This is a genomic window from Ekhidna sp. (genome assembly GCF_964218185.1).
In the GTDB taxonomy this organism is placed as follows: domain Bacteria; phylum Bacteroidota; class Bacteroidia; order Cytophagales; family Cyclobacteriaceae; genus Ekhidna.
Genome location: NZ_CAXPLV010000007.1, coordinates 1 through 21,683 on the forward strand (window position 1 = coordinate 1; position 21,683 = coordinate 21,683).

Genomic DNA, 21,683 nt, shown 5'->3' on the forward strand with positions numbered 1-21,683 from the left:
GTCATTGTCGCCATCGCCGGCGGCTACTGAGGCATCCAAGTCTTTTAATGCGGCCGCTACTGTAGCTGATGTGATGATTAAATCTCCTGTGTTATCATAGGCTACTCCTAATGCATCCTGTATCTCATTGTTGGGGTCATTGTCTGCATCGTCTACATCGTCTCCATCATCAAGACCTGTTGGTCTACTGGCTATCTCTGACCACTCTATACCATCCTTAATGTTAGCGGGGACTGTTGGATCTATCTCAGTCGTAACTACACCTGACAGTAAACTACCATCCACCGCTGGTAATTCTGATGATGCGCCTAATTGTACAATCTGACCCGGCCCGGTTCCAATATTCACCGAAAGTGGAGTTATATCACCATCTCCGTTTATGGTTGTTCCATCTACTGCTACTGTTGTTATTCCAACATCATCACCGTCTGCTAACCCCGCAGGAACACCTGTTAATTCACTAAAGTCAATACCATCTGCAATGTTAGCAGGTACATTAAGAGCAACCCAAGCACTTCCATTCCAGAAGTAGAAACCGCTTGCGGAAGAATCATAAATCAACAAACCATTGTCGCCTGTTCCCAATCCAGCTGCCATGGTGGCACGGTCACTAATCACTGGAACCAGCAGCCCCTGATCTCCATTTGGGGCAACCAGATGTAATACTGCATTGGGATTAGGGGTTTCTGTATTGATGGCTGCTGTAAACTCCTGCGCGGCAAGCGGCACAGATAACATTAACAATAACAGACCAAAGAATTGCTGATAGAATCTTTTTAAGGCTTTCATGACTATGGACTTTAACTAAGTGGACTGCCTTCAAAAATATAGAATTCATCTATTTGAGAATCAATGCAATGGAGCTATTCGACCTACTCCCTGTTTCGTTAGATCGGAGGGGGTAATGGGGTAATGAGTACTCGCGTCAACATAATTGTCGGCTTAAAAAGAAAAAAGGGAGCAAATACTCCCTTTAATTATTGCTCATTCTTTATAAAGTTTAGATCGAGATATTTTACCGTTCTTCTCCCTCCCAATATAGTATAGGCCCCTTTCAAGATTTCTCATCAATAGTGTGAAATCTTTTTCAGTTCCATGAAAAACGAGATTGTTAGAAGTATCATAAATCCAGATTCTTTCTGAGGGAAGTGAAATGAAACAATTCTGTTTATAGTCTAAAGTAACCTTCTTCCGGAACATACAATCTCTCCTAAAAATGCCTACAATAATTTCTACTGGCTTTACTTCTTTTACTCCAACTTTTCCGTAAACACGCAATTCGTTACTCATTACACCACCAACAGAATAGGAAACATCTCCGTTAACAATCCAGTTATATTGCAAAGATTTTTCTACAGGCAAAACCTCATAAACCATTATCGGCCGATCACAACTCCCCTCGATTCGATTCAGTTTTAATTCCGGCGCTCTAATCCAAAATTCCTTTCGAACCTTTACCTCATTACAATATTTTTCATAAGATGCTTCAATCCACCCCTTACCTGGTTTTACTCCGCTAGAAGGGGTAACATGGAGTGTTTCTCCATAACTCACTATTTGTAAGTTAGATGAATTACGCCATTTAATTTTTGAAGGGTTGACTCCTTGTATGGCAATAATTTGGGTTTCGCTAGAACAAAAGAAATTTTTCCCAATTAGCTTGAGTGGTTGGGATGGATCATATCTGAATTTTCTCATCTCATCCGATCTTGCCCATTTCTTCATTTCCACTTTTTGATCAGTAGTAAATCTAGATTTGCATTCATCAGGCGAATAGGACATGATATTAGATGCATCGGGATTATATAACTGTCCATTTGCATCAGTACAATCCCCTGTCCAATTACAATTACCGTCATTCTTCCACCAGTTACCCGGATCTGCAGGAGTATCACAAATAAGATCACCAGTGGTACTACAATTTGAACCGTCTACCAACTCCTCAGTTACACAATAAGCGTTATAGCCTGGTCCACTATGGGTATGAAACATTCCGAAAACATGACCAAATTCGTGTAAAAAAGTAAAGTCAAATATTTTATCTGAATTCATAGCAATGAATTGTCTCGAATTCCAAGGTAGACTGGCTGCACCCCCGTATGGCGGATCTATTGAATAATAAATGTCCAAGGCATCCTCTTGACCGTATTCCTGAACAACACTCCCAACTGAACTATTAGGCACTTCCAATAAATATCTTGAATCGTTGTGATACTCAATACACACACTTTCGAAATAAATTCCAAACTTTGAGAATTCCTTATTGAGTTTAGACATTATTGTGGCAATATCATTTTCTTTAACCGGATTGCTACTTGGATCTCCCGAGTCGTTTAAGAAAATATGATGAGCCACTGCAAATGTTAAAGACTCATTACTATAAGAAAGTGACTTGCGTTTATTCAATCTAACAGAAAAGTCTTGGTCAGTAGCATTTGTTTCACAATTTTCTATTGGGCTTATAATTTTTTGAGGAAATAATGATTGAGCCTCAGATTTGACTAAAATCAAAAAAATAAGAATTGTAAAGGGTAATTTCATAAGATTAGGCGTGTTGACTAAATCAAAAATACAGATATAATACAATATGGATTTGATCAATTTTTCTTACTGACATATTTTTTAATAACTCCTTCCATACATCGCTCACCATCCATTGCTGCAGACACAATACCCCCGGCATATCCAGCACCCTCAGCACAAGGGAATAATCGTTTTATTTCTACATGCTCGCAAGATTCTCGATCACGAGGTATTCTTACAGGAGAGGAGGTTCTGCTTTCCACCCCAATGATCTGTGCTTCATTGGTAAGGTAGCCTTTCATTTTCTGGCCAAAATACTGAAACCCTTGCCTTAATCTTTTCCCGATGAAATGAGGAAGAACCTCCATCATATCTACTGAGCGCAATCCAGGCTGGTAGGACGTATCCAACAAATCACCAGACACTTTACCGTTGACAAAATCAACCATGCGCTGTGCTGGTGCAACCTGAGTTTCACCTCCCAGCCTCCATGCTCTCTTCTCCACATCGGCCTGAAATTCCATAGCTGCCAGCTCACCGTATTTTTGGTATTCAGGGATGTCTTCCAGCTCTACAGCCACCACCATCCCCGAGTTGGCGTATTTGCTATCCCGTCTGGATGGACTCATTCCATTGACAACCAGCTCACCCGGAGAGGTAGCCGCCGGCACAATGAAACCTCCCGGACACATACAGAAAGAAAACACCCCTCGTTCCTTGCCTTTCAAGGTGGTTTGAGAAACAAGTGAGTAAGCAGATGCTGGTAAAAATTCGCCTCTATCATCACACTTGTACTGAATCTGGTCGATGAGGTGCTGTGAATGCTCGATGCGAACTCCAAGGGCTAAGGGCTTGGCTTCAATTTTCACCTTTCTCTGCTGACACAATCGGAAAATGTCCCTCGCGGAGTGGCCTGTAGCCAGCACAACTGCTAGCCCTTTGAGTTCACCTTGGTCGGTTTTCACACCTTTCATTTCTCCATCTTCGATAATGAAGTCAATGACTTTTGTGTTGAAGTGGATCTCTCCACCTGCAGCCTCTATGGTTTCTCGTAATGCAGTCACCAGCTTGGGCAACTTATTCGTTCCAATGTGCGGATGAGCCTCAAATAAAATTTCTGAAGTAGCACCATGAGCGACCAGGATTTCAAACACCCGACGAATGCTTCCTCGTTTTTTAGATCGGGTGTAGAGTTTGCCATCCGAGTAAGTGCCTGCACCTCCTTCACCAAAGCAATAGTTGCTTTCCGGATTGACAGTATGTTCCTTGTTAATGGCCGCTAAGTCTCTTCGGCGAGACTGGACATCCTTTCCCCTTTCCAAAACGATGGGCTTTAGTCCTCCCTCGATTGCTTTGAGGGCGGCAAATAGTCCTGCCGGGCCTGCTCCCACAATGATCACAGGTTCCGCATTTCGAACATTGTGTTCCTTCTTGTGATACTCTACATATTCCACTTCGGGTGGGGTGTCTCTCACTTCTACCCGGAGATTCACTTTGATAGTCTTTTGCCTGGCATCAACCGATCGCCGAAGGATGTCGATGTATTGACCCTTTCGCAAAAGGCCGGATTGCTTGAGATGAGCTTCCAGATTTTGAGAGTCGAATCCAACCTCAGGGGGTACTACCAGATCGTGAATAGGCATGGTGCAAAAGTAGTCTTCGACAAGCTCAGACTGACATTCGAAGTATATTTAAACTATGAATATTCAAGATTATCTGTCGCAGGTCTCTCAATACTTTTCACCGAAAGTCATCGGTGAGGTGAATGATGTCTATGTAAAAGTGGCTAAAATCAAAGGTGAGGATATCCCCTGGCACAATCATGCCAATGAGGATGAGGCCTTTTTTATCATCCACGGCGAGTTGCTTTTTGAAGAAGAAGGGAAAGAACCCTTCACCATGAAAGAAGGTGATTTTTATGTTGTGAAAAAGGGAATTAATCATCGGGTATCTTCAGAGAAAGAGTGCCAGATTATGCTGATAGAAAATAAGACTACCGCTCACACGGGTGATGTGAAATCACATGTGACCAAGAGTATCGAAGAGCAACTAAAGTAAATATCTGTAGTTAATGTCTAGTCTTCGACAGGCTCAGATAACATTTTTTGAACTTGCTTGTAAGAAATCTCCTGCCTCAGGTACTAATGGGGTAACGATTCGAAAATGAAAGAAAGCGAACAGCGTACGATCTTCAACGAATGGCTCGATCAACATCGGGGGTTGCTCTTCAAGGTGATTAAAGCCTACGCATTCACCTCTTCTGATCTGGATGATCTGTTTCAGGATGTGAGCATGCAAGTGTGGCACTCGATTCCCAACTTTCGAGGTAATTCCGCTGTTTCTACCTGGCTCTATCGCATTGCACTAAACACGGCGATCAAGTGGAGCACCAGGGAAAAGAAGCATGCGGATGGACATCAGGAAATGGACAACATGATCAATGTGTTGAGGGCGAGCGATGAACCTTCGGATGAGCGGGTAACCTGGCTGTATGAGGAGATCAAGAAGTTCAATGAGATAGATCGGTCGCTGACACTGCTCCTCCTGGATGGGTATAGCTACAAAGAAATGTCCGAGATCATGGGCGTCTCTGAAAGCAACATCGGGGTGAAAATTCATCGGATCAAAAAACAGCTAACAGAAAACTCAAAACAGTACGAATATGGAGTTTGAAGAAATGCAAAAAATCTGGAACGAACAAAAGGGAGAAACCATGTATGCAATAGACCAACAGGCGCTGCACAACAGCGTAGGACGCAAGAAAGATGCTGCCAGCAAGAGGATAAATACAGTAGAAACAGGCCTTATACTAATAAATAGTATTGTTGCCACCATTTTGCTGGTGGACGCCATCGTGGACAAAGAGGGATTTTGGGATTACGCCGGAGCGGGGATTATGGCCCTCACCGTGATATTCCTGCTATTCTTTCGAATGAAAAGAAAACAAAAGGAAAACACGTTTGACCGCTCGCTCATGGGTGAGCTGGATCATGCCATCGCTAACAGTGACTCAATAATCCGAATAACTACCATGATGATCTCCTACTACATCATTCCTATTGCAATTTTCTCTTTCTGCAAAATGGTTTACTTCGGTGCATCATTGGAAAAATGGCTTCTAACAATCGGCATGTTTGCCCTGGCATTCTTCCTTGTGCGATGGGAACGAAAGGCATGTCACATTCCACGCCAGCGAAACTTGCTTACCCTCAAGCGCAAGCTGATGGAGGAGTAAGTTTCCTTTAATATAAAGGAAACGAGATAACCGTATTATTAAACGTTTAAAAACGTCTATATACGTTTAATAATACGGTTATTTGGGATCAAAGCAGGAAACCAGATAGATAAAAAGCCTTGTTTAAACAAGAAAGCGGACACATCCGCTATATTTGAAAGGTAGATAAACACCATATGGCGTTTACGTTAATGTTACAGACCATTATGACCCGTTCAATAATTTATAAATCCATATTAGCCTTAATAATTTTTGGATTCCATAGCCAAATTCAAGGTCAGGATTCAAATAAAAGTTCTATAAAAACTTGGATAAGTATTGGCACCAATTTTCCAACAGGTAAGGAATTTAGTGAAGTTCATTCAATCGGCCTAAATGGAAACATCTATCTGAATGTGATAAACTTTGACAGATTTAATTTGGGTCCAGCTTTTAATATTAACTACCATCTTAAATATTTAAATGAGGCTGCAAAAGATCAATTGATTAATCCTGGAATTGGACTCAATGGCAACTATTCCTTCAGTCTTGCAAACGCTATACTTTATTTCGGTGTGGTAGCTTATTATGAGAGCTTAAAAGATAAGATTTCACCCAGAAAAGATTTTCAAGGGGAAGATTTTAATATTCTTTCGGGATCGGGAGTTTCATATGGTCCCAAAATAAGCTTAAAACATGAAAAGTTTATTTTTCAGTTGGGTTATCTTATTCGGATTATTAATATCAAGTTTGACGAAGATGTAACATCTCCGTTTACTTCCTACAATGAATTATATGAGGTCTTCTCTGTAGAAGAAAACATTACTATGAGCTTTTCATCATTAAATATTTCAATTGGATATGAATTTTAAGTCAATTGCATTGATGATAATAATTTTCACGATTTTCTCGTGTGAAACTTCAGATAGTACATTCATAGACTACCTTCAAGTCTCAACAGATTTAAAAGAGGGTTCATTTCAATATACTGGTGATTTTGAGAGTCAAGAACTTTTAGCGCAACTTAACAGTGATGGTAGAATATACGGTTATGGCGGAGGAAATAGATTTTATACCGATGACTTATTTTATACAATAGAATTAACTAGAGGTTTCATTAGCTACGATTACTTCGAATATAATGGAACTCACCTCTTCAGTTTTGAATTTGATTTTGATAGAGGTGAGGTAACATTAAATGAATCTAGCGATCAAGGAATAACATTTGATATTAAAGTAATTGTTCCAGATAGAAATTGGGTTGACGATGATGAAATCTATTACTACCCTATAGATGATGAAAGAGGATGGCTTCTTCTAGGTGGAAATTTTAGTGAAACAGAGGTGATAAAAATTAATGGCTCATCATATGAATCTAAAGGGATGATTAGTGGCGAATTTCCAGCCTCGATTTATTTTGATGGAGATATAGGTTATGCTTTGACAGATAATTGGCCTGATGACTTCAAGACGATTCATAAAACCACTGATGGGGGTGAGACATGGAGGAGAATTTCTTCATTTAATTTGGAGTGTTGCAGTAGCTCTCGCTCTGAGTATAACACAACTAACATTAAGTCTTATGGAGACTTTGTGTTCACATTTAATACGTACAATGATGACGGGGCATATGGAGGATTCAATCGTGACGTTGGAGGTAGCTGGTTTTATGTTTCACGAGATGGTGGAATTTCTTGGGATTTTATTGACCATGATAACATTACATCAGTTCAATTTATATCTGAAAATACAGCTTATGGTATTCAAGAAACAACATCAGGAGTAACTAACCTTTACAAATCCACAAATGGAGGAACAACTTGGAGTCAAGTTTCAGATTTAATATACGCTGATAGGATTTTTTTCCAAGATGAAAATAACGGCCTTGCAATGACAGAATCCATCTTACAAATCACCAATGATGGAGGAAGGTCTTGGGAACTACTCCTTTTTCCAATTGAAAACTAACAGGTCTGTAACAAGCACTAAGCTCAATCAGCTTACTTAGTTATTTGTAAAGAACATTTGGAGCAAATACATTTGAGATATATAAAGGTTAAGCCGACAGAGCTTAGTTAGACGCTAGCACCACTCAAGGTATTCATGGAAATGCGATCAAACCGTGAATACATATTAATCACACTACCATCCATCATTTAGATACGTATCTAAATGCTAAAACCACGTGTGCATTCGTCCAAAACAACACGTACTTTCGGAATTAAGATACGTATCTTTCTTATTCATTAGCAGCGTAAACATATCTGAATGAGACAGATACATCTAAGGGACAGCCCTTGGGAACCACTGACATCATAGGTTATAAGCGCTCCTAATCCAACCTGTCATCTTTCTCTGCGTTGGAATCTTGCATACCATCCATTCATAACTCATGCGCAAACCAACCAACCTCTTTGCTCAAATCCTGATTTACATCTTTCTCATCTCGTGTGATCAACCCTCTTCAAGTAATGAAACTCCCCTATTTATTACCTACGAAAAAGGCAGGATTGCCACAGACGGAGGATTCACCCGAGGGGTGGCATGGGCTGATCTTAATGGAGATGGAGCCCCTGAGCTGTATACCTCCAACTCCGTTGGGCAATGGAATGCCATGTACGCCAATGACGGACGTGGCGGGATGCATAAAATCAGGGTTGGCAAGCAATTTTCAGAACTTATCATGCACGGAGGCACTTCAGAGGGTGTCAGCTGGGTGGACTATGACAATGATGGTGATCTGGACTTGTACATCTGCAGTAGAGGAAAGGAACCCAATCAGCTCTTCCAAAATGACAGCAGCAAGCGATTTGTCATGCTTAAAGATCATGCGCTTACGCGTGACACGCTGAGCACTTCCATGGCCTGCTGGGCAGACTATGATCTGGATGGTGACCTGGACGTGCTGCTCATCGGCTATCGGCACAACGGCAATATGTTCTTTGAAAATGAGGGAGCAGGCGAATTCAGAGCGCTCCCGGAGCATGCTTTATCAGAAGGCGATGGATCAGCCCGTACCTGTGCGTGTGGAGATACCAACAATGACGGGCTGGCAGAAATCTTTGTAGGCAATGCTCAGCGTTCAAACCTCTACTACCGTAATCTGGGTGCACTGCAATTTGAAAAAGATACACTTGGAGCGGCCATTGAAGACATTGGGTATGCCTATGGCTCATCATGGGCAGATTATGATGACGATGGAGATCTGGACCTGTTCATTGCCAACTTCGATAAGGAGAATCTTCTACTCAGCAATGACGGCTCTGGAAAACTAACTCCCGTTGCTGCGGGTACATTTACTTCCGAAACGGCAGGAGCATCCAAAGGACACGCATGGGGAGATTATGATAATGATGGGGATTTGGATATATACCTGGGCAATGGAACCTACGGTCCGGAAATGGCGAACTTCCTTTACCTGAGTGATGGAAAGGGTTCATTTGATCGCTATCTCGATGGGGAGTTTCTCACCCATGCAGACACCACCGCTGGCGTAGCACACGCAGATTACGACCGGGACGGAGACTTGGATTTATTCGTTGCAAACTGGGGCTCATACGATCAGGTCAATCGCTTTTATATCAATCAAACCACAGGTAAAAACTGGATATCCTTAAGGCTGAGAGGTACTCAGTCAAATACATTCGGAATAGGTGCTCATTTAATCCTTCACACAGCTGAAAAAGAAATGCATCGCTGGATGTATCCAATCACGGGCTATGGCAGTCAAAACGATTACGAGCTCCACTTCGGACTGGGACAAGAAGAAAAAATAGATTCTCTAGTTGTGATTTGGCCGTCGGGAGTTGAGCATAAATACAACATTCTGGAAATCAACACCCATTGGATGATAACAGAAGATAAAACTCTTAGGAGAGCGGATTAGCAAGAACCTACTCTACTAAATGTATCTTCATCATGTTCGTGTGTCCTTGCCAGTGCTGAGGCATGGAAGCAGTATTGATGAAAATATCTCCCTTTTTTAGATCCCCCGCTTCCAAAAGCTTCTTCTCTATCTGCTCCAGTGTTTTATCAATGTTATCCTGGGTATCAAAATAGAAGGTTTTCACACCCCACACCAGGTTCATTTGCCTAAGCAGTTTTTCATTGTTTGTAAACAGATAGATGGCAGATTTAGATCTATGCATAGCTGTGCGGAAACCCGTGTATCCTGATTTAGTCATGCAAACCAGAGCTCTGGCAGAAGTATTCTCAGCAAGTCTACAAGCAGCACGTATTAATAAATCGTTCATGCGGGTACTCGACTCAAACTGTTTATCATAATACTTATTATAGATGGAATCTGCCTCAGCTTCCACCGCCATGATCGTCTCAGCCATCTTTTGTACAGTCTCTACCGGAAATTTACCAGCTGCAGATTCTGCTGATAGCATCAAAGCATCGGCACCATCCATTACCGCATTAGCCACATCATTGGTTTCTGCTCGGGTTGGTCGTGGATTCTCGATCATGCTCTCCATCATCTGCGTAGCTATGATCACTGGTTTAGCGGCTTGATTACACTTTTCTACAATCTTCTTTTGCCAGATTGGCACCTCATGCATCGGAATTTCTACTCCTAGATCGCCCCGGGCCACCATGATGCCGTCCGCCTCTTCGATGATCGCATCAATGTTTCGTAAGGCCTCCGGCTTTTCAATCTTCGCTACCACCTTCGTCTTCTTGTCGGCCTCATCAATGATCCTTTTCAATTCCCGGATATCATCAGCCTTTCTCACAAAACTCAGTGCAACCCAATCAATATCATGCTTCAACCCAAACTGTAAATCCTCTAGGTCCTTTTCTGTCAATGAGGGGGCGGATACATTCGTGTCCGGTAGGTTGATGCCTTTTCTCGACTTGAGCAGCCCACCATGAACCACCTCAGCTACCACCTCCGTATCTGATACAGATATGGTTTTCAACTCGAGGTTTCCATCGTCAATCAGGATCGTATCCCCGGCCTTCACATCATTCACAATCTCCTTGTATACCGTACTCACCCTCTCCGCAGTACCCTCTATCTCCTCATCTGTACAGATAATCAGCTTTTGACCTTCAGTAATTTCTACTCCATCATCTTTCATTTTCCCTACACGGATTTTGGGTCCCTGCAGATCTTGAAGGATTGCCAGGTTTAGTTCTGTTTCAGCATTCACCTCCCGGATATACTGCATGACCTGAATGTGATCATCATGACTTCCGTGAGAGAAATTCAACCGCAAAACGTTGGCTCCAGCCATGGCAAGCTGACTAATAGTTTCTTTGTTATTGCTGGCCGGACCTATGGTCGCTACAATTTTTGTTCGCTTATTGATGGATATCTTATTCATTTAATAGAGGAGATTTTCCTTAGACTTCAGGGTATCAAAATTAAGGCGCATAGCGTACTCAATGATAGGGATTTCTTTGATTATTGCGTTAACGTTTTCGGAAGTTAGCTCTCCGGTTTGATCTTTAAACTTTATCAGGTAATCAAATTGCTTCAACTCGGGCATTAGCAGCTGATTCTTAATATTTCCACCACCCACTAGCCTATTTTGGAGCAATTCAAAAAAAACATATTCAGTCTCATATAAAAAGTTAGAAATGAGGATAGAGGTCTTGTCAGCGTATTCAATCCTTACATCGTCCTGCTTTATCAAAGAAATTTCTAACGCCTGATTAAGATACCACGCCAGCTTGTACTCCTTCTTGTTGCAAACAAGACCAAACAATTCAAAATCAATAGCATAGCCACTATCTAATTTGTTTTTCTTCATATAATGTGCAAGCTAAGACCTAAATTCGCAACAGACATGTATCCCAGACTAATTTGATTTTAGTTTGAGAATATATTTCTTTGCATCTCATTTTTAACCAAACATTACAAAAATGTCTGAAATAGCACAAAAAGTAACGTCAATCATTATTGACAAACTAGGTGTAGAAGAGTCTGAGGTAACTCCAGAGGCAAGCTTCACCAACGATCTAGGAGCTGATTCACTTGATACCGTAGAGTTGATCATGGAGTTCGAAAAAGAATTCAATATTTCTATCCCGGATGACCAGGCTGAAAACATTGCCACTGTAGGTCATGCTATCTCTTATTTAGAAGAAAACGTTAAGTAATTAAAACCCACTTAGCTTATAAAGTTTATGGAATTAAAACGAGTCGTTGTAACCGGAATTGGTGCCCTTACCCCTTTGGGAAATACTAAAGATGAATATTGGGATTCTTTGGCCAAAGGAGTAAGTGGTGCGGCTCCTATCACTCGTTTTGATACCGAAAAATTTAGAACAAAGTTTGCCTGTGAGGTCAAAGGATTCGATCCTTTGGAGTTCATAGACAGAAAAGAAGCTCGCAAGATGGATCCGAACACGCAGTACGGCATGGTCACGGGCGAGCAGGCTGTCATAGATTCCGGGATGGATCTGGATAGCGTAGACAAGACCCGAATCGGGGTAATCTGGGGTTCAGGTATTGGAGGATTCAGCACGTTCCAGGAGGAAGTGATGAATTTTGCCAATGGCGATGGAACTCCACGATACAATCCATTCTTTGTACCAAAGATGATTGTTGACATCACCCCCGGTTTATTATCCATCAAATATGGTTTTATGGGGCCAAATTTCGCTACTGTATCAGCGTGCGCCTCTTCAAACCATGCAATCACTGACGCTTACACATACATCCGATTAGGTAAAGCCAATGCTATACTTACTGGTGGATCTGAGGCCGGAGTGATTGAATCAGGAGTGGGTGGCTTCAATGCAATGAAAGCATTGTCTGAGCGAAACGACTCTCCTGAAACAGCCTCAAGACCATACGACAAGGATCGTGACGGTTTTGTACTTGGTGAAGGTTCCGGAGCTATTATGCTGGAAGAATTGGAGCATGCCAAAGCAAGAGGCGCAAAAATTTATGCCGAAGTACTTGGTAGTGGAATGTCTGCAGATGCACATCACATTACCCTTCCGCATCCGGAAGGTGCAGGTATTGAGCTGGTATTGAAAAGTGCATTGGAAGATGCAGGTATCTCTGCGGACAAAGTAGATTACTTGAACACGCACGGCACCTCTACTCCTGCCGGAGATGTAGGAGAACTAAAGGCTGCTCAGCGCGTATTTGGAGATCATACTTCCAAAATGAACATCAGCTCAACAAAATCCATGACGGGTCACCTCCTTGGTGCTGCAGGAGCTGTTGAGTTTATTGCCTGTCTGATGGCAATTGAGAAAGGAATTGTTCCACCTACAATCAACCACTTCACGGATGATCCGGAAATTGATCCTAGCTTGAATTTGACATTCAACAAGGCTCAGAAGCGAGAGGTGAACATTGCCATGAGCAATACCTTCGGGTTTGGAGGACACAATACCTCCATAATTATTGGTAAATACACTGACTAGTGTCCTCTCTTCCGAAAAGATTATCGGGACGTTTTCTCAATTCATTTAAATCCGAAAAAAAACTTCGACAGTCTTTTCGATTGATCACGGGAAGAGCGCCGATCAATTTAGCTCTCTATAAACAAGCTATGCGCCATAGCAGTGTAGCATCAACAAATGCACGTGGAATAAAAAACTCCTACGAACGACTTGAATATTTGGGTGATGCCATACTAGGCATGATCGTAGCTGAGTATCTATACCTCCAGTATCCATTCAAAGAGGAAGGTTTCCTGACAGAGATACGAGCAAAGATCGTAAACAGAGAATCACTTAACCGCTTGGGGCAAAAGATTGGTCTCAAAGAACTTGTTCAATACAATCAAAACTCAAGGGCACACCGATCTGTATATGGTGACTGCCTGGAAGCACTGGTCGGAGCTGTCTATTTGGATCATGGATTTGAATACACAAAAAGGTTCGTCATAAAAAAGCTTCTAAAGCCACATTATGAGCTAAATGAGCTGATTTCTAAAATCACAAACTTCAAAAGCAGACTGCTGGAATGGTCGCAAAAAGAGAATAAAGATTTACGCTTTGAGATCATCTCTGAGGAAGATAGAAAATTCACAGCTCAGGTTTTCATCAATGATCAGCCCATGTCCAAAGGCTTTGGATTTAGCAAGAAAAAAGCAGAACAGGATGCCGCTCAAAAGACCTATGAGCAGCTTAACTTAGCCGAATGAGTCGCAAACTAAAACTGGCCGGCGCGTGCCTCAATCAAACACCAATAGATTGGGAAAACAACCTGAGGAATATCAGGTCAGCGATTGAAACAGCGAAGAAAGAAAGTGTAGATATACTCTGCCTGCCTGAACTGTGCGTCACAGGCTATGGGTGCGAAGACCTCTTTTTGAGTCAGTGGCTACCAGAAACCGCCCTTAATAAACTCGAAGAAATTATTCCACTTTCAAAAGGAATTGCAGTAACAGTGGGCTTGCCTGTTAGGTATGACAATCGCATATACAATACCACTTGCGTGCTAGCAGATGGACAAATCATAGGATTCTATGCCAAACAAAAACTAGCCAATGATGGTGTTCATTATGAACCTCGATGGTTTACCCCCTGGCCAGTCAATGAAATCACTCACATCACGATCGCTGGAAAGAAAATCCCTTTTGGCCACATAACTGTGGAGCACAAAAGCATTACCATTGGTTTTGAGATTTGTGAGGATGCATGGCAGCCGGACAGGCCCGGAGCGCATGTTAACCAAAAAGTAGATTTGATTCTCAATCCAAGTGCTTCACATTTCGCATTCAAAAAAGCACACTTCCGTGAAGAGCTGGTTGTAAAAAGTTCTGAGCAATTTGACTGTGTGTACCTCTATGCCAATCTCCTTGGCAATGAAGCCGGACGTATGATCTATGATGGCGATGTGCTGATTGCACAAAAGGGGAAATTGATCGGTCGGAATCACCGGCTATGGTTTCATGACTATCGACTTTTATCAGTTGAGGTAGATTTTGAAGCTCACAAGGCAATAGAAAATATCAAGCCTGATTATGACAATCAGAATGAAGAATTCGCACATGCAGCTGCACTGGCCCTGTTCGATTACTGTCGGAAAAGCAGAAGCAAAGGATTTGTGCTCTCTCTCAGCGGGGGTGCCGACTCCAGTACAATTGCCACGCTTGTGAGTTTTGCAATTCGCACGGCTCTTGAGCAATTAGGCAAGTCAGATCTGGAAAGGAAACTGGGATTTGAATTAGAAGGGATTACACTTCAAGAAATCACCAGCCAACTGCTAACTACAGCTTACCAAGCCACCAAAAACTCATCTGAAGCTACATTCAGTTCAGCAAAGAATCTGGCTGAAAGCCTGGGTGCTACTTTCCACAGCTGGGAAATAGATGCAGAAGTAGATCAGTACCGGACAACTATAGAAAAATCTATTGGTAGAAAACTCACCTGGGAGCAGGACGATATCACGTTGCAAAATATTCAGGCACGCGCACGCTCTCCCATCATCTGGATGCTGGCCAACCTGAAGAATAAACTCCTACTCGCAACCTCCAACCGAAGTGAGGGGGATGTAGGATATGCCACCATGGATGGTGATACCAGCGGGAGCATCTCTCCTATTGCGGGAGTAGATAAGCATTTTGTACTGCAATGGCTGAAGTATGCAGAAACAGACCTTGGATACACTGGACTAAAAGATGTAAACGCACTCACCCCCACTGCCGAACTGCGACCAGAAGACCAACACCAGACGGATGAGGAAGATCTGATGCCGTATGAGGTGTTGATGAAAATTGAGCGAGAGGCAATACTGAACGGAAAATCTCCAAAACAGGTATATGAGGCACTGAAAAGCGACTATGATCCTGAAATACTCAAGGAATGGATTAAGAAATTTTACAGACTCTGGACCAGAAATCAATGGAAGCGTGAGCGCTATGCTCCCAGCTTCCATTTCGATGATTTTAACATCGACCCACGCTCTTGGTACCGCTTCCCGATTTTGAGTGGTGGGTATCAGGAGGAATTGGAGAAGCTTTAGGATGGGTTGATTTCCGAAGATTATTTTCAAAACCGTTAACTTTCCAATTGAACGCCATAACTGTGCTGAAATTAACGATTTGCACGGGTTTGTGTGCTTTACATTATAAATTAGCTGGCATGACTGCACGTCAAAATGAAACTCCTGAACAAACTTCCATCTGATCTAAACAAACGCAAATGGATTGCGACCGTAGCGACCCTGCTACTAGCAACCCCCTTAACAATTTGGGGCATTTATGGAATCGGTGAATATGGAGTAGCTCTTTTCCTGTTGACTCCTTTGCTCATAGGTATTGTCTCAACGACCCTATTCGGACATGGACGAACAATAACGAAAAAGGAAGCCGCTCAGATCAGTTTTCTAACTCTTGGGGTATTCACACTTGGTTTGATCCTTTTTGCAATTGAAGGACTGATTTGTATTGCTATGGCTGCTCCAATCGGAATTCTTCTAACTTGGATTGGGAGTTTAATCGGACGAACAACGGTGAACAAAACTCCTGATAACTCCTTGACGATAATTCTGCTAACATTAATAAGCATTCCAATAACAGCATTTACAGAACGGACTAGCGAAATTCAACTTTATACAGTTTCAACTAGCTTGATTATTGACGCGGATATTGAGACTGTTTGGACGAACGTTATTGAATTTCCAAGAATGGATGAACCAACAGAATTCATTTTCAAAGCTGGCATTTCATATCCAATTGACTCGGAAATCAAAGGAACTGGAGAAGGAGCTATTCGGTACTGCAATTTCAATACTGGTAGCTTTGTTGAACCAATAACCGAGTGGGATGCACCAACAACATTAAGGTTTGATGTTCTCGAGCAACCAGAACCGATGACAGAATACAGTCTTTGGGATATTAACGCTCCACATTTGCATGACTATTTTGTATCTGAACGGGGTGAGTTCAAATTAACTGAACTTCCTAACGGCCAAACTCAACTTGTTGGAACGACATGGTATCGCCATAGCATCAAACCTGGCGCTTACTGGAAACTCTGGAGCGACTGGATAATTCACAGCATACATGATAGAGTTCTGAACCATATAAAGGTTAACGCTGAAAAAGCCAGCTAACAGGCACTAGCGCGAATATGCCTTAGTGCCTTCTACCACTTTCACTGCAATTCGCCCGCTTCACCGCCCATTCTGCTACTTTTTCTTCTCCTCTCTCCTTTTGTCTTTCTGGGTTTAGACTTGCGGAACGCAGTACTTCGTAGTTACTGTTGCGGAGGTTGGGCTGTTTCGCTAGTTTAGTGCTCTTTACATCTAGTGGGCATACTCTCGCTAGTTAGACGTTCTCATCCAACTAATTTCACCACCCTCCCTATCTTACACATCATTATGAAATCACTCACTTACCTGCTTATCGGACTACTGCTAGTAGCCTGCACACCAAACAAACAAGAATCCACTGATGAACCAGCATTGACAAAGGTCAAAATGGTGACCACCAAAGGAGAAATTGTTTTACAGCTATATAATGAAACCCCGCTGCATCGTGACAACTTCATCAAAATTGTGAGTGATGGTGTGCTGGATAGTGTATTGTTCCATCGGGTAATTGAAAACTTCATGATCCAGGGCGGAGACACTGAAAGTAAATATGCTCAGCCCGGTGATACACTAGGTAATGGAGACTTACCCTACACCGTTTCGGCAGAGTTTTCTCCAAACCTTTTTCATAAGAAAGGTGTGCTGGCAGCTGCACGTGGCAATCACCCGGATCGGGTGTCTAGCAGCACGCAGTTTTATATCGTACAGGGAAAAGTGTTTAATGACAGCCTACTCAACCATGCAGAAACACGCATCAATGGCTGGCTGGCAGAGTACTACATCAAGCATGATTCGGCCTACCGTGATGACTTGGACTCACTTATGATCGCTCTCGAAACCGATGACTGGTCTACCGCTCGTCGCATCAATTCACGATTTGCAACCCTGGCTAAAAAGTATGATAATTTTCAACGATATCGTATTCCTGATGCACATCGGGAAGTGTATAAAACCATTGGTGGCACCCCTCACCTCGATCAAAACTACACCGTGTTTGGTGAAGTGATTAGCGGACTGGCTGTAGTAGATTCTATTGCGGCGGTTGAAACCAATGCGCAGGATAGGCCGGTTGAGGATGTGAGAATATTGAGTGTTGAGATTTTAGAATAGAGCTGAAATAGTTCTATTTAATTTTTTTTTGCCATCTTAGCAGAAGCCAATTTTTTCACCGATGAATTTAATTTTAAAAACCACCACCTCCCTGGCCCTTATTATTGCGATCTGTTTTTCGTGCGGAAAGGATGACAACCCCTCAAACGATACAGGAAAACTGAATTTCAGCCTATCGCCAAGCAAAGACAATGAGGGTCGAATTGAGGAGGGATCCTTTGCTAATGCTGTTGCTGTCTTGATCACAATAGAAACATCTGAAGGAGAGTCTACAGCGTACGATCGTGAGTCAATTGACCTTTTTGAAATAAACGGACAACTTATCACCGAAAAAATCTCACTGCTAAGTGGAAACTACAAGCTCACAGAGTTTTTGGTTGTTGATGCAGAAAATAACATAACGCATATTGCTCCACTTGAAGGCTCTAATCAGGCTCAAAATGTGAGCAATCCTCTTCCAATCAACTTTTCCATTATTGGGAATGATGTGACAGAGGTTTTAGTTGAAGTAATATCTACTGAAGGACTGGTTGCCGAAGATTTTGGGCTAGTTGGTTTTAACCTTACTGAGGTACCTGTTTTTAGCTTTTTGATAAATGTATCTGAACAGGGAAATTTGGATTCATTTTTAGAGGCAACCTTGAATATCACATCAACAGATTATGAATACACAGAAGAACTTATTGCCATTGCCAACAATTCTGTGACTATAAAAGATGGTTTTGATACCTATGATATTGAAATATTAAAGGAGGGATACCATTCATATAATGAAACTTATACCATAGAAAGCCTATATACTTATGGTGACACACCTTTAACAATCGAAATCACACCCATAGGAATCCCCGGTGAAGATTTGGTTGATGCTAGAGATGGAAAAACTTACAAAACAATCCATTTAGGTACTCAACTATGGATGGCTGAAAATCTAAGAGCTACTACTTACAATGATGGGAACCCAATTGAATACCCAGGCACAAACATTACTGCTTGGGAGGATAATACTACCGGTGCTTATGCTTGGTATGACCATACTGAAACCGAATATGGTCCACTTTATAACTGGTACGCAGTAAATACCGGAAAGCTATGTCCTACAGGGTGGCACATACCTACCGATGAAGAATGGAATGAATTAGGAACTTATTTAGGAGGTGGTAGTATTGCTGGGTCTAAAATGAAAGAAACTGGAACTGAGCACTGGGAAGCTCCCAACAGCGATGCAACCAATGCTTCGGGCTTCAACGCCATACCAGCCGGCTGGGCATACTATGTAAATGGTCATTTTTCTTATTTGCGAGAACGTGCCGTTTTCTGGAGTTCCGAAGAAGGATATAATGCTGATCATGGAATAAGCAGACATCTTGTTTCTGGAGATGAGAGATTGATTAGATACACAAGTTCTAACTCATCCAATAAAGGAAATGGATTTTCATGCCGTTGTATTAAAGACTGATTTTAATCACTCCACCGGGTCATAGCCACTCCCACCCCAGGGATGGCACTTGCTAATGCGCTTTAGTCCCATAAGGAATCCTTTCCAACCATACTTCTGAATGGCCTCCTTCGCATATTGAGAGCAGGTGGGGGTGAACCTACAGGACTGAGGGAAAAGTGGAGAAATCGAGTATTGATATACCAGTATAGGGAAAATGAGGATTTTCTTTAGTAACCGATTCACACTTGTAAAAGTACCAATCAAAACTTGCACGCTCCATAAAAAATCGTTCTGTTTGTGCGTTAACCATCAAGCATTCTGATAGGTAAATGTCAAAATTCATTGAGTGAAAAAAATCCTGTTTAAATTCTTTCTTTTCGGATTAGCCATGCAGGCTTTCGCTCAATCTGATTCTTCTGAGTTGCTTCAGATCAAGCAAATCCTTATTGAAGGCAACTACAAAACCAAACCTCAGATCATCACCCGTGAGCTAAGCTTTGAGATTGATAGTACCTACACGAGATACCAGCTGGACAGTATGTTTGTCTGGAACAAAAACAGGATCTACGGCACCAACCTTTTCAATAAAGTTGATATCAGCCTGATCAATATCGAGGAAGGAAAAACGGATGTTAGGATTTTGGTAGATGAAAGATGGTACTTATATCCATTACCCATTTTTCGCCTGACGGACCGAAATTTCAATGACTGGTGGGTCAATAGAGATCGTGATCTTAGCAGGGTCAATTATGGTTTGAAACTGACCCAGTTCAATTTTAGAGGGAGAAATGAAATACTCAGACTGTGGCTGCAAACCGGTTTCGAAACGGTACTCAACCTCTATTATCAGGTTCCTTACATAGACAAAAAACAAAAAAACGGGCTGCTATTTAGTACCAGCTATTTTGAATCTAAAAATGTGCCGATCACCACTATTGAAAATGTACGACGATTTGCCTCTTCACGTGAAAATGTATTGCGTCGGGCTTACCGAAATTCTGTTGTCCATTCTTACAGAAGTTCATTTTACTCTTATCACCTTACCAGTCTCAGGCACACGCGAGTAGATGTGGCAGATACAGTAGCCAGTCTCAACCCTAACTACCTCGGCGAGGGGCGAACTCAGCAACAATCTTTCTCACTTGGCTACACCTATGTGTGGGACAGGCGAAATAATCCAAACTACCCCACAAGAGGCGCATGGTACAGGCTGGGGCTATCAAAACATGGACTGGGTATCTACAATGACGGTGTAGACTACTGGAGTGCTCGCGCTAATCTCACCAAGTACTGGGCTTTTAAGGACAATTTCTTCCTGGTTGGTAATATTTCGGCTCTGAGCACTTTCCCAGTCAGGAATCAGAGCTACTTCAACTACAGCTCTGTTGGTTTTCTGAAGGAAATTATCCGTGGCTATGATCTCAACATCATTGAAGCCAGCTCGTATGTGCTGCAGCGAAACGAATTCAAGCATCAGCTCTTTGGCCGAAAATATAACATTAGTAAGGTGATGCCAGTGCGCCAATTTCAGACCTTTCCTATTATCATTTACGGAAAGGTGTATTTTGATCAGGGGTATGCGGTTGGCTACCCGGACTATGATGGAAGTGATCTGTTAACTGATCAATATTTGTATAGTGTCGGGACAGGTTTGGATCTTGTATTGGTAAATGACTTCACCTTCAGATTTGAACTCTCCAGAAATTCGCAAGGCAATAATTACTTCTTTGTGAATATCCTGTCGCTTTTTTAGTCAAAGTTTTTCCAGGCTTTCTTCTTTCCTTTTTTGAAATAGTACCACTGCCCGACTTTCTCCCCATTAGCCCATTCTCCCTCATAAAGCTGATTGCCTTCCTCATCAAAGTACACCCACAGCCCATCCTCCAGCCCGTCGATAAGCTCCCCGGCTTGATTCAGTTTTCCACTCTCAAAGTAGAAAGTCCATTGGCCGTTAGGGACACCCTGAGAATAAAAGCCCTGCCGCTTTATACTGCCATTTTCATAATAGAATTCCCACACACCCTCATATAAGCCATCTTGATAGGTTCCGTACTTTTCCAGTTGCCCTGTAGGATAAAAATATGAAGCAGTATCCACCAGTAGTCCCCTTTCATAATTTTCAAGGGCTATCAAGCTTCCATTAAACCCATAATACATCTGTATTCCGTTTAATTCTCCATCCTCATAATTGAGCAATGCACTCGGCTCACCACCTGGATAATAGTATTTCCACTGCCCCTGCTTTAAGCCACCTTCACCACTTTTTCCAATTGTCTTTATGCTTCCATCTCCATACAAAACCGTATCCGGGCTTTGTGCCTGAACAAAAAAAGTAAGAAACACCCCGATAATGGCAAGTATCTTCATCGCTACTTAAGTTACAA

General features: G+C 42.1%; 21 protein-coding genes. 14 read left to right on the plus strand and 7 right to left on the minus strand.

The genetic code is table 11. The features are described 5' to 3' along the window. The 3 genes from ACEQZT_RS11525 to ACEQZT_RS11535 all read right to left on the minus strand — a co-directional run. A partial coding sequence (locus tag ACEQZT_RS11525; RefSeq protein WP_370089592.1) for a hypothetical protein occupies window positions 1-789 on the minus strand: 789 nt, incomplete at its 3' end. A gap of 195 nt (window positions 790-984) precedes the next feature. Continuing rightward, window positions 985-2,541 carry a M43 family zinc metalloprotease gene (locus ACEQZT_RS11530; protein WP_370089593.1) on the minus strand — a complete coding sequence of 519 codons (1,557 nt, stop codon included), beginning with the start codon at window positions 2,539-2,541 and terminating at the stop codon, window positions 985-987. A 56-nt stretch (window positions 2,542-2,597) separates the two neighbouring features. Then, on the minus strand, window positions 2,598-4,166 hold the full coding sequence (locus ACEQZT_RS11535; protein WP_370089594.1) for an NAD(P)/FAD-dependent oxidoreductase: 1,569 nt from the start codon (window positions 4,164-4,166) through the stop codon (window positions 2,598-2,600). A gap of 55 nt (window positions 4,167-4,221) precedes the next feature. Between ACEQZT_RS11535 and ACEQZT_RS11540 the strand changes: the two genes are divergently transcribed. From ACEQZT_RS11540 to ACEQZT_RS11565, 6 genes are all read left to right on the plus strand, one after another. Next, window positions 4,222-4,581, plus strand: coding sequence for a cupin domain-containing protein (locus ACEQZT_RS11540; RefSeq protein ID WP_370089595.1), 360 nt, complete (start codon window positions 4,222-4,224; stop codon window positions 4,579-4,581). A gap of 105 nt (window positions 4,582-4,686) precedes the next feature. Beyond that, a complete protein-coding gene (locus ACEQZT_RS11545) occupies window positions 4,687-5,196 on the plus strand; it encodes an RNA polymerase sigma factor (protein ID WP_370089596.1) in 510 nt (169 codons plus the stop codon). Continuing rightward, complete coding sequence (locus ACEQZT_RS11550; protein ID WP_370089597.1) at window positions 5,186-5,758, plus strand: hypothetical protein; 573 nt, start codon at window positions 5,186-5,188, stop codon at window positions 5,756-5,758. Before ACEQZT_RS11545 ends, ACEQZT_RS11550 begins: the two co-directional genes overlap by 11 nt. Before the next feature lie 176 nt (window positions 5,759-5,934). Further along, window positions 5,935-6,609 (plus strand): hypothetical protein, encoded by a 675-nt coding sequence (locus tag ACEQZT_RS11555; RefSeq protein ID WP_370089598.1) that lies wholly within the window; start codon window positions 5,935-5,937, stop codon window positions 6,607-6,609. Next, a complete protein-coding gene (locus ACEQZT_RS11560) occupies window positions 6,599-7,705 on the plus strand; it encodes a WD40/YVTN/BNR-like repeat-containing protein (RefSeq protein WP_370089599.1) in 1,107 nt (368 codons plus the stop codon). Before ACEQZT_RS11555 ends, ACEQZT_RS11560 begins: the two co-directional genes overlap by 11 nt. Before the next feature lie 424 nt (window positions 7,706-8,129). Then, window positions 8,130-9,623, plus strand: a complete 1,494-nt coding sequence (locus ACEQZT_RS11565; protein ID WP_370089600.1) for a CRTAC1 family protein — start codon at window positions 8,130-8,132, stop codon at window positions 9,621-9,623. Window positions 9,624-9,630: 7 nt separating this feature from the next. Here ACEQZT_RS11565 and pyk read toward each other — a convergent pair whose 3' ends face one another. Both pyk and ACEQZT_RS11575 read right to left on the minus strand, forming a co-directional pair. Further along, complete coding sequence (gene pyk, locus ACEQZT_RS11570) at window positions 9,631-11,070, minus strand: pyruvate kinase (protein WP_370089601.1); 1,440 nt, start codon at window positions 11,068-11,070, stop codon at window positions 9,631-9,633. Then, window positions 11,071-11,499: an IPExxxVDY family protein gene (locus tag ACEQZT_RS11575; RefSeq protein WP_370089602.1), complete on the minus strand. Its 429-nt coding sequence runs from the start codon at window positions 11,497-11,499 to the stop codon at window positions 11,071-11,073. 112 nt (window positions 11,500-11,611) lie between these two features. Here ACEQZT_RS11575 and ACEQZT_RS11580 point away from each other — a divergent pair, with 112 nt between their 5' ends. From ACEQZT_RS11580 to ACEQZT_RS11610, 7 genes are all read left to right on the plus strand, one after another. Then, window positions 11,612-11,848, plus strand: a complete 237-nt coding sequence (locus tag ACEQZT_RS11580) for an acyl carrier protein (protein ID WP_089358163.1) — start codon at window positions 11,612-11,614, stop codon at window positions 11,846-11,848. Between the two features lie 27 nt (window positions 11,849-11,875). After that, a complete protein-coding gene (gene fabF / locus ACEQZT_RS11585; protein ID WP_370089603.1) occupies window positions 11,876-13,129 on the plus strand; it encodes a beta-ketoacyl-ACP synthase II in 1,254 nt (417 codons plus the stop codon). Beyond that, a complete protein-coding gene (gene rnc / locus ACEQZT_RS11590) occupies window positions 13,129-13,854 on the plus strand; it encodes a ribonuclease III (protein ID WP_370089604.1) in 726 nt (241 codons plus the stop codon). Before fabF ends, rnc begins: the two co-directional genes overlap by 1 nt. Further along, on the plus strand, window positions 13,851-15,677 hold the full coding sequence (nadE, locus tag ACEQZT_RS11595) for an NAD(+) synthase (RefSeq protein WP_370089605.1): 1,827 nt from the start codon (window positions 13,851-13,853) through the stop codon (window positions 15,675-15,677). The genes rnc and nadE overlap by 4 nt, the downstream gene beginning before the upstream one ends. 135 nt (window positions 15,678-15,812) lie before the next feature. After that, window positions 15,813-16,769: a hypothetical protein gene (locus ACEQZT_RS11600; RefSeq protein ID WP_370089606.1), complete on the plus strand. Its 957-nt coding sequence runs from the start codon at window positions 15,813-15,815 to the stop codon at window positions 16,767-16,769. A gap of 267 nt (window positions 16,770-17,036) precedes the next feature. Then, on the plus strand, window positions 17,037-17,858 hold the full coding sequence (locus ACEQZT_RS11605) for a peptidylprolyl isomerase (protein WP_370089607.1): 822 nt from the start codon (window positions 17,037-17,039) through the stop codon (window positions 17,856-17,858). Window positions 17,859-17,919: 61 nt separating this feature from the next. After that, on the plus strand, window positions 17,920-19,317 hold the full coding sequence (locus ACEQZT_RS11610) for a fibrobacter succinogenes major paralogous domain-containing protein (protein WP_370089608.1): 1,398 nt from the start codon (window positions 17,920-17,922) through the stop codon (window positions 19,315-19,317). A gap of 6 nt (window positions 19,318-19,323) precedes the next feature. On the opposite strand, the gene yidD is transcribed toward ACEQZT_RS11610, so the two are convergent. After that, complete coding sequence (gene yidD / locus ACEQZT_RS11615; RefSeq protein ID WP_370089609.1) at window positions 19,324-19,542, minus strand: membrane protein insertion efficiency factor YidD; 219 nt, start codon at window positions 19,540-19,542, stop codon at window positions 19,324-19,326. Between the two features lie 103 nt (window positions 19,543-19,645). On the opposite strand from yidD, the gene ACEQZT_RS11620 reads away from it, so the two are divergent. Beyond that, a complete protein-coding gene (locus ACEQZT_RS11620) occupies window positions 19,646-21,052 on the plus strand; it encodes a BamA/TamA family outer membrane protein (protein ID WP_370089610.1) in 1,407 nt (468 codons plus the stop codon). On the opposite strand, the gene ACEQZT_RS11625 is transcribed toward ACEQZT_RS11620, so the two are convergent. Continuing rightward, window positions 21,049-21,666, minus strand: coding sequence for a toxin-antitoxin system YwqK family antitoxin (locus ACEQZT_RS11625; RefSeq protein WP_370089611.1), 618 nt, complete (start codon window positions 21,664-21,666; stop codon window positions 21,049-21,051). The two genes, ACEQZT_RS11620 and ACEQZT_RS11625, sit on opposite strands and share 4 nt — an antisense overlap. Window positions 21,667-21,683: the final 17 nt, after the last annotated feature.